This window comes from Frigoribacterium sp. 9N, from assembly GCF_902506305.1.
Classification (GTDB): domain Bacteria; phylum Actinomycetota; class Actinomycetes; order Actinomycetales; family Microbacteriaceae; genus Frigoribacterium.
Genome location: NZ_LR733392.1, coordinates 1,105,859 through 1,119,767 on the forward strand (window position 1 = coordinate 1,105,859; position 13,909 = coordinate 1,119,767).

Genomic DNA, 13,909 nt, shown 5'->3' on the forward strand with positions numbered 1-13,909 from the left:
GTCGGGCTGTAGTCGTCCCACCCCCTTTCCCCCCACACGAACGGAACACATGAGACGCGCAAAGATCGTCGCCACCCTCGGGCCGGCGACGTCGAGCTACGACGACATCCGGGCGATCATCGACGCCGGCGTCGACGTCGCCCGCATGAACCTCAGCCACGGCAGCTACGACGTCCACGAAGGCGTCTACGCGAACGTCCGCCAGGCGTCGGCCGACTCGGGCCGCGCCGTCGCGGTCCTCGTCGATCTGCAGGGCCCCAAGATCCGCCTCGGCAAGTTCGCCGACGGTCCGCACGACCTCGAGGTCGGCGACGTGTTCAAGATCACCACGGACGACATCCTGGGTTCCAAGGAGATCTGCGGCACGACGTTCAAGGGCCTCCCCGACGACGTCACGGCGGGAGACCCGCTCCTGATCGACGACGGCCGTGTCAAGCTCCGCGTCCTCGAGACCGACGGCACCGTCGTCACGACCGAGGTCGTCGTCGCCGGCACGGTGTCGAACAACAAGGGCATCAACCTCCCCGGCGTGGCGGTCAACGTGCCCGCCCTCTCCGACAAGGACGAGGCCGACCTCCGCTGGGGTCTCCGACTCGGCGCCGACCTGATCGCCCTGTCGTTCGTGCGCGACGCGGACGACGTCGTGCGCGTGCACGAGATCATGGCCGAAGAGGGCCGCAAGGTCCCCGTCTACGCGAAGATCGAGAAGCCCCAGGCCGTCGACAACCTCGAGGCCATCATCGACGCGTTCGACGGCATCATGGTCGCCCGTGGCGACCTGGGCGTCGAGTTGCCCCTCGAGGCCGTGCCCATCGTGCAGAAGCACGCGGTCGAGCTCTCGCGTCGCATGGCGAAGCCGGTCATCGTCGCCACCCAGATGCTCGAGTCCATGATCTCGAGCCCGATCCCGACCCGCGCCGAGACCTCGGACGTCGCCAACGCCGTCCTCGACGGCACCGACGCGGTCATGCTCTCGGGCGAGACGAGCGTCGGCGAGTACCCGGTCATCACGGTGCAGACCATGGCGCGCATCGTGGCCTCCACCGAAGAGCACGGGCTCGAGCGCATCCCTCCGCTCGGCACGCGTCCGCGCACGCAGGGCGGCGCCATCACCCTGGCAGCGGCCGACGTCGCCGACTTCGTCCAGGCGAAGTTCCTCTGCGTCTTCACCGAATCGGGTGACTCGGTGCGTCGCATGTCGCGCCTGCGTCACTCGATCCCCATCCTGGCCTTCACACCCAACGAGGCGATCCGACGCCGCATGGCGATCAGCTGGGGCGTCCAGTCCTACCTGGTCGAGACCGTCACGCACACCGACGCCATGTTCGCGCAGGTGGACGACATCCTGCTCGGCAACGACCTCGCCGAATCGGGCGACAAGGTCATCGTGATCGCCGGGTCCCCTCCCGGGATCGCGGGCTCGACGAACGATCTCCGGGTGCACCGCGTGGGTGACGCCCACGGGGAGGCCGCTCCGGCCTACGCGTCGCAGCCCTGACGCACCGCGACACCCCTGGCGAAGCCGGGGCGATCCCCTCGGATCGCCCCGGCTTCGTCGTGTCGGCGGGGCGTACGCTCACGGCATGTCCGTGGACGCCCGTCATCCCTCGTGCTTCGAGTTCGAGGCCCGCTTGTACGTGGTGCCGTCCTGGAGCGGTCACGGTGTGGTCGAGACTCGTCGCAGCCTCGGCCCCGAGATCCGAGAGACCAGCCGAGGAGGCGCGGGGGTGGGCCGGTGGGCAGCTCTCGGTGCCCTCGTGGGCGGCTCGTTCCTCGGGGGAGTGGCGGCGACCGTGTGGCGGGTCGACGGCCTCTGGGCCCTCTCGCTGATCTTCGTCCTCGGCGCCGCGGTCGGGGCCGTGCTGGCGATCGGCACCCGGACGATCTTCCAGGAGGGGGCGGGTGACCAAGCTCGTGGGACCGCGGCGCCGAGTCCACCGGAAGGACCTCTGCCTGCCGTCGAGGTGCCGTGGGACGTCGCCCGGGCGGCGCCCGAGGACTCCACCGGGGACGAACTGGTCCTCTGGGCGACCTTGACCAGCCGATACCGCGAGGCGCGGGAAGCCCTCGTCGCCGGTGGCGGCGAGGACGACCGGTTCACCGACCCGAGGGAGGCCGGAGCACGGATCGCCGAATGGGAGAGCGCCTACCGGACTGCGAGCCGGGACTACGAGCCGGTGGCGCGCCTCCTCGGCTTTCCCCTGCCGTGAGATGGCCGACCCTCCCACCCGAGACGGGAACGGAGAAAGCCCCGACCCGCCGGAGCGGATCGGGGCTTTCGGTTCAGTGGCGGGCGAGCCCGCCGACTGACGGCGTCACGAGGACGCCACCGAGTCAGATGACGCGGATGTTCTCGGCCTGGAGGCCCTTGTTGCCCTGAGCCGTGTCGAACTCGACCTTCTGGTTCTCTTCCAGGTTGCGGTAGCCGTCGCCGGCGATCGCGGAGAAGTGCGCGAAGACGTCAGTGGTTCCGTCGTCGGGGGTGATGAAGCCGAAGCCCTTTTCGGAGTTGAACCACTTAACGGTGCCTGTTGCCATTTTTCTTGTTCCTTCAATCAGAGTTGTCGATCTCGATTTCGAGATCGCTCGTCGCGGTGCCTTTTTGTCCGCTCCCTCTGAGAACGACGCCACCGTCGGAACCCCTCTCGGTGAGAGGAGGCCTTCGGCACGTCGCGAGATACAAATGCGTAACACAACAACCAGTTCCATCAGCGTAGTGCACGGATGCCCACGAACACACCCTCTGAGCAGAACTCGTGTCGGTGTGTCGGCCCGATGACCGGACGAGGCAAGGAGAGCCACATCTCGTCGGTCGGCTTCGCGCCGGGGCTGGTGCCGGATGTGGGACTCGAACCCACACGCCCTCACGGACAGAGCATTTTGAGTGCTCCGCGTCTGCCATTCCGCCAATCCGGCGCACAACAACCAGGTCGACAATACCGTAGGCTTCACGTCGTGAGTGACCAGGAAGCAACCCCAGCAGCACCCCGTCGCGTCGTCGTGGCCGAAGATGAGTCCCTCATCCGCCTCGACATCGTCGAGATCCTCCGCGACAATGGTTTCGAGGTGGTGGGAGAGGCCGGGGACGGCGAGACCGCCGTCGCCCTCGCCACCGAGTTGCGCCCCGACCTCGTCATCATGGACGTCAAGATGCCCCAACTGGACGGCATCTCCGCCGCCGAGCGGCTCTCGAAGGCGCACATCGCGCCGGTCGTCCTCCTGACCGCGTTCAGCCAGAAAGAGCTCGTCGAGCGGGCGAGCGAGGCAGGCGCCCTCGCCTACGTCGTGAAACCCTTCACCCCCAACGACCTGCTGCCCGCGATCGAGATCGCCCTCTCGCGGTACGCACAGATCATCACCCTCGAGGCCGAGGTCGCCGACCTGGTCGAGCGCTTCGAGACCCGCAAGCTCGTCGACCGGGCGAAGGGGCTCCTCAACGAGAAGATGGGGCTCACCGAACCCGAGGCCTTCCGATGGATCCAGAAGGCGTCCATGGACCGCCGCCTGACGATGCACGACGTGGCCCAGGCGATCATCGAACAGTTGAGCGCCAAGAAGTAGTCGTCCGCGACGAGAGAAGGCCCGCCCCGACGATCGGGGCGGGCCTTCTCTCGTCGGCTCACCGGTCGCGGGCGTCCGTGAGGAAGTTCGTGATGCGGACCGTCGACAACAGCCGACCGCGATCGTCGGTCATGACGACCTGGTGCGTCGTGAGCGTGGAACCGAGATGGATGGCCGTGCAGGTGCCCGTCACCCACCCGGTCGCCGCAGACCGGCTGTGGCTCGCGTTCAGTTCGATGCCCATCGCGACGCGTCCCGCTCCCGCGTGCACGTTCGCCGCCACGGACCCGAGGGTCTCGGCCAGGACGACGTGCGCGCCGCCGTGCAGGATGCCGACGGGTTGGGTGTTGCCGTCGACGGGCATCCGACCCACGGCACGCTCGGCGCTCATCTCGTCGATCACGATGCCCATCTTCTCGGCCAGGGCACCGACACCGCGTCGTCGGAACAACTCGACGGCGGCGTCGCTCAGGGACGCGTCCGACGAGACGGTCCTCTCGGCGTCGTTCGGGACGGCGGACGGAGTGCTCATGGTTCTCCGGTGGATCGGACCGGGGCGCCCGGCGACGGTGTCGGGGGTGCCCGCTAGGCTGACGTGGTGACGGACGACACGAAGCCTACCCTCCTGGTCATCGACGGCCATTCCCTGGCGTTCCGGGCCTTCTACGCCCTCCCGGTCGACAGTTTCGTGAACCGCGAAGGTCAGCACACCAACGCCATCCACGGCTTCATCTCGATGTTGCTCAGCCTGCTCAAGGCCGAGAAACCGACGCACCTGGCCGTCGCCTTCGACATCTCGCGCTTCTCCTTCCGCACCCGCGAGTACCCCGAGTACAAGGGCACGCGGTCCGAGACCCCGCCCGAGTTCGTGGGCCAGATACCGCTTCTCCAAGAGGCGTTGCACGCCATGGGCATCACCACGATCACCAAAGAGGACTTCGAGGCCGACGACATCCTCGCGACCCTGGCGAGCCGCGCTCGTGACGACGGGTACCGGGTACTGGTGGTCTCCGGCGATCGCGACGCCATCCAGATGGTCAACGACGACGTCACCCTCCTCTATCCCTCGGCCCGCGGTGTCAGCGAACTGACCCGCTACGACCGCGACAAGGTCTTCGAGCGATACGGCATCGAACCCCACCAGTACCCCGAGGTCGCCGCCCTCGTCGGCGAGACGAGCGACAACCTCATCGGCATCGACAAGGTGGGGGAGAAGACCGCCGTCAAGTGGATCAACCTCTACGGGGGTCTCGACGAGATCATCGCGCGGGCGGACGAGATCAAGGGCGTCGTCGGGCAGAAGCTCCGCGAGCAGAAAGAGAACGCGATCCGCAACCGCCGGCTCAACCGCCTGGTCACCGACGTCGAGCTCCCGGTGGGGCCGGGCGACCTCGAGCGCCGGGCGATCGACGAGGCCGCCGTCCGAGAACTCTTCGACAAACTGCAGTTCCGCACCCTGCTCGAACGCGTCCTGACCCTGTCGGGATCGACCGAACCCTCCGCCGCGAACGCGGGCGAGACAGCGGTGACGGCGGCCCCCGAAGGCCTGCCCGTCGTCCGGACCCTCATCGACGAAGAACTGGCCTTCTGGCTGAAGAAGCACGCGTCCGACCCCGAGAATCCCGTCGGCCTCACGGTCGAGTACGGCGCGGACGGCATCGTCGGGCTCGGCATCTCGTCCCTCGACGAGTCGGCGTACGTGCCCTGGGCCGCGGGTCGCGGCGACTACGTGGCCCTCGAGGCCTGGCTCGACGACGCCACGCCCAAGGTGGTCCACGACGCGAAGCGCGCCTACAAGGCGCTGTCGCGGGCCGGCCTCACGCTGACGGGCATCGCCGGCGACCCGCGGATCGCCGCCTGGCTGCTGCGCCCGGGCCGCACCTCGTTCGCCCTGTCCGACCTCGTCTACGAGCAGCTCGGAGAGACGCTGCCCGTCGGCGATCCCAACCAGCTCGTGTCGGCGGACGACGACGCCAACGTGGCCTCCGAGGCCTGGTACGTCCTCCGATTGTCCGAGTCGTTGGTTGCCGCCCTCGACGAGGGCTCCCGTCGGGTGCTCACCGAGATCGAGCTGCCCCTGGTGCCGGTGCTCGGAGACATGGAACTCACCGGTGTCGCCGCCGACCGCGACACGCTCAAGGCGCTCTCGCTCCGTCTGGGTGAACAGGCCGGCGAACTGGCCACGGCGGCGTTCGCCGAGATCGGACGCGAGGTCAACCTCGGCTCACCCAAGCAGCTGCAAGAGGTGCTGTTCGAGCAACTCCAGATGCCCAAGACCCGAGCGACCAAGACGGGCTTCTCGACCGACGCCGCCTCCCTGGCCGATCTGCAGGAGAAGCACCCGCACCCCTTCCTCGACCTGCTCCTGAAGCATCGCGACGCGACGAAGCTGCGCCAGATCATCGAGACCCTCGAGAAGTCGATCGCCGACGACGCGCGCATCCACACGACGTACGACCAGACGGGCACGACGACCGGGCGCATCTCGTCCGTCGACCCCAACCTCCAGAACATCCCGGTCAAGGCCGCCGTCGGTCGCGAGATCCGGGCCGCGTTCGTGCACGGGCCCGATTACGAGACGCTCCTCACGGCCGACTACTCGCAGATCGAGATGCGCATCATGGCGCACCTCTCGGGCGACGAGGGGCTGATCCAGGCGTTCAACGAGGGCGAAGACCTGCACCGGTTCGTCGGTGCCCGCATCTTCGGGGTCGAACCCGCCGACGTCAGCCCGGCCATGCGCACGAAGGTCAAGGCCATGTCCTACGGCCTCGCCTACGGGCTCAGCGCCTTCGGCCTGTCGAAGCAGCTGCGCATCGAGACCGCCGAGGCACGCCAGCTCATGACCGACTACTTCGCCCGGTTCGGTGCCGTACGCGAGTACCTCCGCAACGTCGTCGAGCAGGCGCGCGAAGACGGCTACACCGAGACCATCTACGGTCGGCGCCGCCCCTTCGCCGACCTCAAGTCCCCGAACCGCGTCCTGCGCGAGAACGCCGAGCGGGCCGCCCTGAACGCCCCGATCCAGGGCTCGGCCGCCGACATCATGAAGATCGCGATGCTCGGTGTCCGATCCGAACTCGACGAGCGAGAGATGGGGTCGCGCGTGCTGCTGCAGGTGCACGACGAACTCATCGTCGAGGTCGCACCGGGCGAGGTCGACGACGTGCGCGAGATCGTGCGTCGGCGCATGAGCGGGGCGGCCGACCTGCGCGTGCCGCTCGACGTCAGCGTCGGCCTCGGCGAGAGTTGGGACGCCGCGGCCCACTGAGCCCCGGGCGCCGCGGCGCCGAACGGCCACGGGCCCCGAGGTCCGTCTCGGCGACGTCGTACGTCGTACGTCGCACGTCGTACGACGTACGACGTACGTCGCCGAGACGGTCCGTCCTGCCCTTCTGCGCGCGCCTCCTGTCCCCGGGGTCCTACGACCCGGCCCGAGCGGCCCCGCTCGGGCACGTGCTGCCCGTTCATCGGGCATCTATTGCCCATCGGGCAGCCAATCGACGCCCCACTCGGGCACAAACGGACACGACACGCGGTACAGACTTGACCGGGCCACACAAACGGACTTATATAAGCGCAGATCAACAACAGTTGAACTCCTTCCGCACTTCCGCACCACCGGTCAGCCCCCGAGGCGGCCGTGCAGTCCGACGACGAGGTCTCCCATGTACGCACCGGAGCGTCACCAGCAGATCCTCGACACGGCCCTGTCCCGGGGCCGAGTCGAGGTGGCCGGTCTCGCACGAGAGCTCTCGGTCGCGCCCGAGACCGTGCGCCGCGACCTGACCGCCCTCGAGCGTCGGGGCGTCCTCCGCCGCGTTCACGGAGGCGCCATCGCCGTCGAGCGCCTCGGCATCGAGCCTCCCGTGGTCGACCGGGAGGGAACGGCCGCGTCCGAGAAGGAGCGCATCGCCCGGGCCGCCCTCGACGAGCTGCCCGACGGCGGCTCGATCATCGTCGACGCCGGCACCTCGACCATCCGCCTGGCCGAACTCCTGCCCCTCGACCGGGAGCTGACCGTGGTCACCCACTCGCTCGCCGTCGCCACCATCCTGATCAGCCGACCGAACGTCACGCTCCACCAGCTCGGCGGCCTCATCCGCACCCGCACGTACTCCGCGGTGGGGGACTGGACGCGGGCCCAGATCGCCGACGTCTTCGCCGACGTCGCCTTCATCGGGACGAACGGCGTCTCGGTGGAGCGCGGGATCAGCACCCCCGACCTGGCGGAGGCGCGGGTCAAGCGCGCGCTCATCGCCGCGTCACGACGCACCGTCGTCCTCGCCGACCACACCAAGTTCGGTCGCGAGGACTTCGCCAAGGTCGCACCGCTCACCGACGTCGACACCGTCATCACCGACTCCGGCGTGGACGCCGAGCTGGCCGACGACGTCGAACAGGCCGGCCCCCGGGTCGTGATCGCATGACGCGACTCCGACCGGCCCCCCTCGTTCCCTCCCGACGCACCACAGCACCTCGCACCACCTCCATCACCCCACACCCCTCTCGTCGCTGAGAGAAACAAGGAGAAGTCGTCACCATGTCCGAATTCACCCCCACCGTCACCGGTACGGGAGCCCGAGCGCGCGTCCAGCGCTTCGGTGGCTTCCTGGCCGGCATGATCATGCCGAACATCGGCGCCTTCATCGCCTGGGGCCTCATCACGGCCCTGTTCATCCAGACCGGTTGGACGCCGGTGCCCCAGCTCGGCGGCTTCGGCGAGATGTCCGACGGCACCCCGTGGCCCGGCCTCGTCGGTCCCATCATCAAGTACCTGCTGCCGATCCTGATCGCCTACACGGGTGGTCGCATGGTCCACGGTCAGCGCGGTGCCGTCATCGGCGCCGTCGCCGTCATGGGCGTCATCGTCGCGACCGACGTGCCGCAGTTCCTCGGCGCGATGATCGTCGGCCCGCTCGCCGCCTGGGTCCTCAAGCAGTTCGACAAGCTCGTCGACGGCCGCATCAAGTCCGGCTTCGAGATGCTCGTCAACAACTTCTCGCTCGGCATCATCGGTGGCGCCATGGGCGTGCTCGCCTTCTTCGGCCTGGCCCCGGTCACCACCGCGATCACGAACGTCTTCGGCGGCGCCGTCGGCTTCCTGGTCGACCGTGGCCTGCTGCCCCTGGCGTCGATCATCATCGAGCCGGCCAAGGTCCTGTTCCTCAACAACGCCATCAACCAGGGCATCCTCACCCCCCTCGGTGGCACGCAGGTGCAGGAGGCCGGCAAGTCGATCCTCTTCATGCTCGAGTCGAACCCCGGCCCGGGTCTCGGCATCCTCCTCGCGTACCTCTTCTTCGGTCCGCGCGCCATCCGCCCCTCGGCCCCGGCCGCGATCATCGTGCACTTCTTCGGTGGCATCCACGAGATCTACTTCCCGTACGTGCTGATGAAGCCGATCCTGCTCGTCGCCGCCGTCCTCGGTGGAGCGACCGGCATCGCGACGTTCGCCCTGTTCAACGTCGGCCTCGTCGGCCCTGCCTCGCCCGGCAGCATCATCGCCTACACGCTCGTCGCCGCCCGCGGGGACCTTCTCCCGATCTACCTGGGTATCCTGCTCTCGGCGGCCGTCTCGTTCGTCGTCTCGTCCCTCCTCATGGGCTTCGGTCGCAAGGAGAACCGCGAGGCCCGTGCCGAGGACTCCGCCGCACAGGAGCAGGCTCTCGCCGACGCCCAGGCCGCCACCGCGGCCAACAAGGCCACCAGCAAGGGCACCGCGGCACCCACCGCCTAGCCCGCCCGCACCACCAGTCAGCACCACCACCACACAAGGAGAAGGTCATGGCAACCCTCGACGGTTCCAGCATCAAGAAACTCATCGTCGCGTGCGACGCGGGCATGGGCAGCAGCGTCATGCTGGCGTCCACGCTCAAGAAGCAGCTGAAGAAGAGCGGTGTCACCGTCGAGCACTCGCCCGTCGCGTCGATCCCGTCGGACGCCGACGTCGTCGTCACCCAGAACAACCTCGCCGAGCGTGCCCGCGGCGTCGTGCCGAACGTGCCCGTCGTGCCGTTCCAGCTGTTCATGGGAGACCCCAACGTCGCCAAGGTCGTCAAGGCGATCCAGGACGGCTCGACGGTCGAGGTCTGACGATGACCGACCAGCAGGCACCCGAGCTCTCGGCGCTCCTCGCGGAGTCGTCCATCCGACTCGACGAGGTCGCCGCCTCGCGTGACGAGGCCATCCGCAAGACGGGTCGGGCCCTGATCGACGCGGGTGCGATCGACGAGTCGTACGTCGACGCCATGTTCGAGCGCGAGAACTCGGTGTCCACCTACGTCGGCGAGGGTGTGGCGATCCCGCACGGCACCCTCGCCGGCAAGGACTCGGTCAAAGAGGACGCCCTCGTCGTGCTGCGGTTCCCGACCCCGGTCGACTGGGACGGCAACGAGGTCTCGGTCACGGTCGGCATCGCCGCCAAGGGCAACGGCCACATCGCCATCCTCAGCCAGCTCGCCAGCATCCTGATGGACCCCGACAAGGCCGCCGCCCTGCGCGGGTCGACCACGACCGCCGAGGTCTACGAGTTGCTCGCGTCGACCGACGACGACGACTGATCCCCACCCCCTCCAGAGGAGAAGACATGCCAGAACGTTCCGTCACCATCGCCTCGAGCGTCGGGCTGCACGCCCGCCCCGCCTCGTTGTTCAGCCAGGCCGCCGGCAAGACCGGCGCCAAGGTCACGCTGACCTCCGCGGCCGGCAAGAGCGTCAACGCCGCCAGCATCCTCGGCGTGCTCTCGCTGGGCATCGGCCACGGTGAAGAGGTCGTCGTCGCGACCGAGGGCGACAACGCCGAGGCCGCCCTCGACGAACTCGTCGCGCTCCTGGCGACCGACCTCGACAAAGAGTAGGTACCGACACCAGAACGGGACGCCCGCCGACGAGAGTCGGCGGGCGTCCCGTTCGTCGTGGGAGCCGAGGAGGCGCGGTGCGGCCCCCCCCCTGCACCGCGCCTCCTGCGTCACTAGGCTCGTCGGCATGACCGATGCCGCGACGACGCCGACCCCTCGCACGCCCACCCCCGTCGACGGGGTCGCCGAACGCTGGGTGGACACCCTCTGCGAGCTCGACCCCACGACCGCGACCTGGATCGGCCGTGAGGGCCGGACGGGCGAGTACGGCGACTACTCGCCCGACGGCCATGCCCGACGCGTCGAGGCCGTCCGGGCCACGCTGGCCGAACTGCGGGCCACCACCCCCATCGACGACGTCGACCGGGTCACCCGGGACGACCTGACGATCGAGCTCGAGCTCGAGCTGCTCTACGCCGAACAGCGCCTCGAGTTGCGCGACCTCAGCGTGATCGCGTCGCCGGCCCAGGGCATCCGCGATGTGTTCGACCTCATGCCCACCGCATCCGAGGGCGACTGGGTCGACGTCGCGACCCGCCTCGGCCGGGTACGGACCGCCGTCGACCAGTACGTCGAGACGTTGCGCGAGGGCATCGCCGGGGGAGTCACCCCCGCCCGGCGCCAGGTCGAGAAGGTGGCCGAGCAGTGTGCCCGCATCGGTGCCGACGACGGCTTCTTCGCCGAGTTCGTGCGGGGCGCCCGGCTCGGTGACGGCACCGAACCCGGAACGGCGCTCGGCCGGGACCTCACCTCGGGCGCCTCGTCGGCGGCGGAGGCCTACGTCGACCTCCGACGCTTCCTGCTCGACGAGTTGCTCCCCGCGGCGACCGCCGACGACGCCGTCGGGCGCGACGCCTACGCCCTGCACTCGCGACGGTTCCTCGGAGCGACGGTCGACCTCGACGAGACCTACGAGTGGGGGATCGACGAGCTCGCCCGGATGACGGCCGAACAAGAAGAGGTCGCCCGGCAGATCGAACCCGGGGCGTCGGTCTCCCGGGCCATCGAGCTGCTCGATGCCGACCCCGCACGCCAGCTCGACGGCACCGACGCACTCCGCGCCTGGATGCAGGAGCTCAGCGACCGCGCGGTCGCCGAGCTGGGTCGGGACCAGTTCGACATCCCCGAGCCGGTCCGCCGGCTCGAGTGCCGCATCGCACCGACCAAGGACGGTGGCATCTACTACACGAGCCCCAGCGACGACTTCTCGCGTCCCGGCCGCATGTGGTGGTCCGTGCCCGAGGGGGTCACCCGTTTCGGCACGTGGCGTGAGACGACGACGGTCTTCCACGAGGGGGTCCCCGGTCACCACCTCCAACTCGGTCAGGCCGTCCACAACCGGGCCACGCTCAACACGTGGCGTCGCCAGCTGGCCGGCACCTCGGGGCACGCCGAGGGCTGGGCCCTGTACGCGGAACGGCTGATGGACGAGCTCGGTTGGCTCGGCGACCCGGGCGACCGGCTGGGCATGCTCGACGGTCAGCGCATGCGTGCCGCGCGTGTGGTGCTCGACATCGGGGTCCACCTCGGCAAGCCGTTCCCCGGCGGTGGCGGGCGGTGGGACGCGACGAACGCCTTCGCCTTCATGTCGGACAACGTCAACATGGACACCGAGTTCGTGCGCTTCGAGGTCGACCGGTACCTCGGCTGGCCGGGGCAGGCGCCGTCGTACAAGGTCGGTCAGCGCATCTGGGAAGACCTCCGTGCCGAACGCGCCCGTCGAGACGGCGCCACCTTCGACGTCAAGGCCTTCCACCGCGACGCCCTTCAGCTGGGCGGGGTCGGGCTCGACACGCTCAGGCGGGCACTGCTCGCGTGAGTCGGCGCGACCCGCGACACGCCGTTGCCCACACCTGCGGCGCCGCGCTAAGATTACCGAGCGCTATCTGCGTCGACATTTCCGCACGCCGCGTTCGACACACCCTCCCGAACACCGTTCGAGGGACGAGCACGGCCCGATTCATGCCCGTACTGGAGCACTAACTACATGACAACCGTAACGACCAAGGCACCCAAGCAGGTCGCCATCAACGACATCGGATCCGCTGATGACTTCCTGGCCGCGGTCGAGAAGACCCTGAAGTTCTTCAACGACGGCGACCTCATCGAGGGCACCGTCGTGAAGATCGACCGCGACGAGGTCCTCCTCGACGTCGGCTACAAGACCGAGGGCGTCATCCCCTCGCGCGAACTCTCGATCAAGCACGACGTCGACCCCACCGAGGTCGTCGAGGTCGGCGACACGGTCGAGGCCCTCGTCCTCCAGAAGGAAGACAAAGAAGGCCGTCTGATCCTGTCCAAGAAGCGCGCTCAGTACGAGCGTGCCTGGGGCGACGTGGAGAAGATCAAGGACGCCGACGGCGTCGTCACCGGTACGGTCATCGAGGTCGTCAAGGGTGGCCTCATCGTCGACATCGGCCTCCGTGGCTTCCTCCCCGCATCGCTCATCGAGCTGCGCCGCGTCCGCGACCTCACCCCCTACCTGGGCCAGGAGATCGAGGCCAAGATCCTCGAGCTCGACAAGAACCGCAACAACGTGGTCCTGTCGCGCCGTGCCCTGCTCGAGCAGACGCAGTCCGAGAGCCGCACGACCTTCCTCAACAACCTCCACAAGGGCCAGGTCCGCAAGGGCGTCGTCTCGTCGATCGTCAACTTCGGTGCGTTCGTCGACCTGGGCGGCGTGGACGGCCTCGTGCACGTCTCGGAGCTCAGCTGGAAGCACATCGAGCACGCCAGCGAGGTCGTCGAGGTGGGCCAGGAGGTCACCGTCGAGATCCTCGAGGTCGACCTCGACCGTGAGCGCGTGTCGCTCTCGCTCAAGGCCACCCAGGAAGACCCGTGGCAGGTGTTCGCCCGCACGCACGCGATCGGTCAGGTCGCTCCGGGCAAGGTCACCAAGCTCGTCCCCTTCGGTGCGTTCGTCCGCGTGGCCGACGGCATCGAGGGCCTCGTGCACATCTCCGAGCTGTCGGCGAAGCACGTCGAGCTGGCCGAGCAGGTCGTCGCCGTCGGCGACGAGGTGTTCGTCAAGGTCATCGACATCGACCTCGACCGCCGTCGCATCTCGCTGAGCCTCAAGCAGGCCAACGAGGGCGTCGACCCCGAGGGCACCGAGTTCGACCCGGCGCTCTACGGCATGCTCACCGAGTACGACGACCAGGGCAACTACAAGTACCCCGAGGGCTTCGACCCCGAGACGAACGAGTGGCGCGAGGGCTTCGACTCGCAGCGCGAGAAGTGGGAGCAGGACTACGCTGCCGCCCAGGCGCGCTGGGAAGCCCACAAGAAGCAGGTCGCTGCCTCGCTCGTCGAAGAGACGACGTTCGACGCTCCCACGGGTTCGTCCTTCTCGGCCGAGTCCGCTTCGGGCGCCGGCACCCTCGCCGACGACGAGTCGCTCGCCGCTCTGCGCGAGAAGCTGTCGAACAACAACTGAGTCCCTCCGGTCTCGACCAGAAGGCGGTTCCCCCTCGGGGGAGCCGCCTTCCG

At 68.6% G+C, this 13,909-nt stretch carries 13 protein-coding genes and 1 tRNA gene; 11 read left to right on the top strand and 3 right to left on the bottom strand.

Going from position 1 to position 13,909, the window contains the following annotated elements; genetic code table 11:
- Nucleotides 1-49 precede the first annotated feature (49 nt).
- Both pyk and ARTHRO9V_RS08220 read left to right on the top strand, forming a co-directional pair.
- Complete coding sequence (pyk, locus tag ARTHRO9V_RS08215) at nt 50-1,498, top strand: pyruvate kinase (RefSeq protein ID WP_056045267.1); 1,449 nt, start codon at nt 50-52, stop codon at nt 1,496-1,498.
- Nucleotides 1,499-1,583: 85 nt separating this feature from the next.
- The gene (locus ARTHRO9V_RS08220) at nt 1,584-2,210 is read left to right on the top strand and encodes a hypothetical protein (protein ID WP_123570083.1); all 627 of its coding nucleotides are present in this window, start codon (nt 1,584-1,586) and stop codon (nt 2,208-2,210) included.
- Nucleotides 2,211-2,334: 124 nt separating this feature from the next.
- Here ARTHRO9V_RS08220 and ARTHRO9V_RS08225 read toward each other — a convergent pair whose 3' ends face one another.
- Both ARTHRO9V_RS08225 and ARTHRO9V_RS08230 read right to left on the bottom strand, forming a co-directional pair.
- The gene (locus ARTHRO9V_RS08225) at nt 2,335-2,538 is read right to left on the bottom strand and encodes a cold-shock protein (protein WP_043592793.1); all 204 of its coding nucleotides are present in this window, start codon (nt 2,536-2,538) and stop codon (nt 2,335-2,337) included.
- A 292-nt stretch (nt 2,539-2,830) separates the two neighbouring features.
- A tRNA-Leu gene (locus ARTHRO9V_RS08230) sits at nt 2,831-2,916 on the bottom strand.
- 39 nt (nt 2,917-2,955) lie between these two features.
- Between ARTHRO9V_RS08230 and ARTHRO9V_RS08235 the strand changes: the two genes are divergently transcribed.
- The gene (locus tag ARTHRO9V_RS08235) at nt 2,956-3,561 is read left to right on the top strand and encodes an ANTAR domain-containing response regulator (RefSeq protein ID WP_043592796.1); all 606 of its coding nucleotides are present in this window, start codon (nt 2,956-2,958) and stop codon (nt 3,559-3,561) included.
- A gap of 58 nt (nt 3,562-3,619) precedes the next feature.
- On the opposite strand, the gene ARTHRO9V_RS08240 is transcribed toward ARTHRO9V_RS08235, so the two are convergent.
- Entirely contained in the window at nt 3,620-4,093 is a 474-nt protein-coding gene (locus tag ARTHRO9V_RS08240; protein ID WP_201298924.1) for a PaaI family thioesterase, read from the bottom strand.
- A 66-nt stretch (nt 4,094-4,159) separates the two neighbouring features.
- On the opposite strand from ARTHRO9V_RS08240, the gene polA reads away from it, so the two are divergent.
- The 8 genes from polA to rpsA all read left to right on the top strand — a co-directional run bounded on the left by polA (nt 4,160) and on the right by rpsA (nt 13,856).
- Entirely contained in the window at nt 4,160-6,832 is a 2,673-nt protein-coding gene (gene polA / locus ARTHRO9V_RS08245; RefSeq protein WP_159826576.1) for a DNA polymerase I, read from the top strand.
- 397 nt (nt 6,833-7,229) lie between these two features.
- Nucleotides 7,230-7,991 carry a DeoR/GlpR family DNA-binding transcription regulator gene (locus ARTHRO9V_RS08250; protein WP_159826578.1) on the top strand — a complete coding sequence of 254 codons (762 nt, stop codon included), beginning with the start codon at nt 7,230-7,232 and terminating at the stop codon, nt 7,989-7,991.
- Between the two features lie 113 nt (nt 7,992-8,104).
- A complete protein-coding gene (locus ARTHRO9V_RS15785) occupies nt 8,105-9,301 on the top strand; it encodes a PTS mannitol transporter subunit IICB (RefSeq protein WP_056045261.1) in 1,197 nt (398 codons plus the stop codon).
- Nucleotides 9,302-9,348: 47 nt separating this feature from the next.
- Nucleotides 9,349-9,657 carry a PTS lactose transporter subunit IIB gene (locus ARTHRO9V_RS15790; RefSeq protein ID WP_054146078.1) on the top strand — a complete coding sequence of 103 codons (309 nt, stop codon included), beginning with the start codon at nt 9,349-9,351 and terminating at the stop codon, nt 9,655-9,657.
- A 2-nt stretch (nt 9,658-9,659) separates the two neighbouring features.
- The gene (locus ARTHRO9V_RS15795; protein WP_056045258.1) at nt 9,660-10,124 is read left to right on the top strand and encodes a PTS sugar transporter subunit IIA; all 465 of its coding nucleotides are present in this window, start codon (nt 9,660-9,662) and stop codon (nt 10,122-10,124) included.
- 26 nt (nt 10,125-10,150) lie between these two features.
- Nucleotides 10,151-10,420, top strand: coding sequence for an HPr family phosphocarrier protein (locus tag ARTHRO9V_RS08260; RefSeq protein WP_043592801.1), 270 nt, complete (start codon nt 10,151-10,153; stop codon nt 10,418-10,420).
- Between the two features lie 127 nt (nt 10,421-10,547).
- On the top strand, nt 10,548-12,239 hold the full coding sequence (locus ARTHRO9V_RS08265) for a DUF885 domain-containing protein (protein ID WP_159826580.1): 1,692 nt from the start codon (nt 10,548-10,550) through the stop codon (nt 12,237-12,239).
- 168 nt (nt 12,240-12,407) lie between these two features.
- A complete protein-coding gene (gene rpsA / locus ARTHRO9V_RS08270) occupies nt 12,408-13,856 on the top strand; it encodes a 30S ribosomal protein S1 (protein ID WP_043592805.1) in 1,449 nt (482 codons plus the stop codon).
- Nucleotides 13,857-13,909: the final 53 nt, after the last annotated feature.

Bases quoted from the DNA above. Each gene is read 5' to 3' on its own strand.
- ARTHRO9V_RS15795 (WP_056045258.1), top strand. From the start codon at position 9,660: ATGACCGACCAGCAGGCACCCGAGCTCTCGGCGCTCCTCGCGGAGTCG.
- ARTHRO9V_RS15790 (WP_054146078.1), top strand. From the start codon at position 9,349: ATGGCAACCCTCGACGGTTCCAGCATCAAGAAACTCATCGTCGCGTGC.
- rpsA (WP_043592805.1), top strand. From the start codon at position 12,408: ATGACAACCGTAACGACCAAGGCACCCAAGCAGGTCGCCATCAACGAC.
- pyk (WP_056045267.1), top strand. From the start codon at position 50: ATGAGACGCGCAAAGATCGTCGCCACCCTCGGGCCGGCGACGTCGAGC.
- ARTHRO9V_RS08260 (WP_043592801.1), top strand. From the start codon at position 10,151: ATGCCAGAACGTTCCGTCACCATCGCCTCGAGCGTCGGGCTGCACGCC.
- ARTHRO9V_RS08240 (WP_201298924.1), bottom strand. From the start codon at position 4,093: ATGAGCACTCCGTCCGCCGTCCCGAACGACGCCGAGAGGACCGTCTCG.
- ARTHRO9V_RS08265 (WP_159826580.1), top strand. From the start codon at position 10,548: ATGACCGATGCCGCGACGACGCCGACCCCTCGCACGCCCACCCCCGTC.
- ARTHRO9V_RS08220 (WP_123570083.1), top strand. From the start codon at position 1,584: ATGTCCGTGGACGCCCGTCATCCCTCGTGCTTCGAGTTCGAGGCCCGC.
- ARTHRO9V_RS08225 (WP_043592793.1), bottom strand. From the start codon at position 2,538: ATGGCAACAGGCACCGTTAAGTGGTTCAACTCCGAAAAGGGCTTCGGC.
- ARTHRO9V_RS08250 (WP_159826578.1), top strand. From the start codon at position 7,230: ATGTACGCACCGGAGCGTCACCAGCAGATCCTCGACACGGCCCTGTCC.
- ARTHRO9V_RS15785 (WP_056045261.1), top strand. From the start codon at position 8,105: ATGTCCGAATTCACCCCCACCGTCACCGGTACGGGAGCCCGAGCGCGC.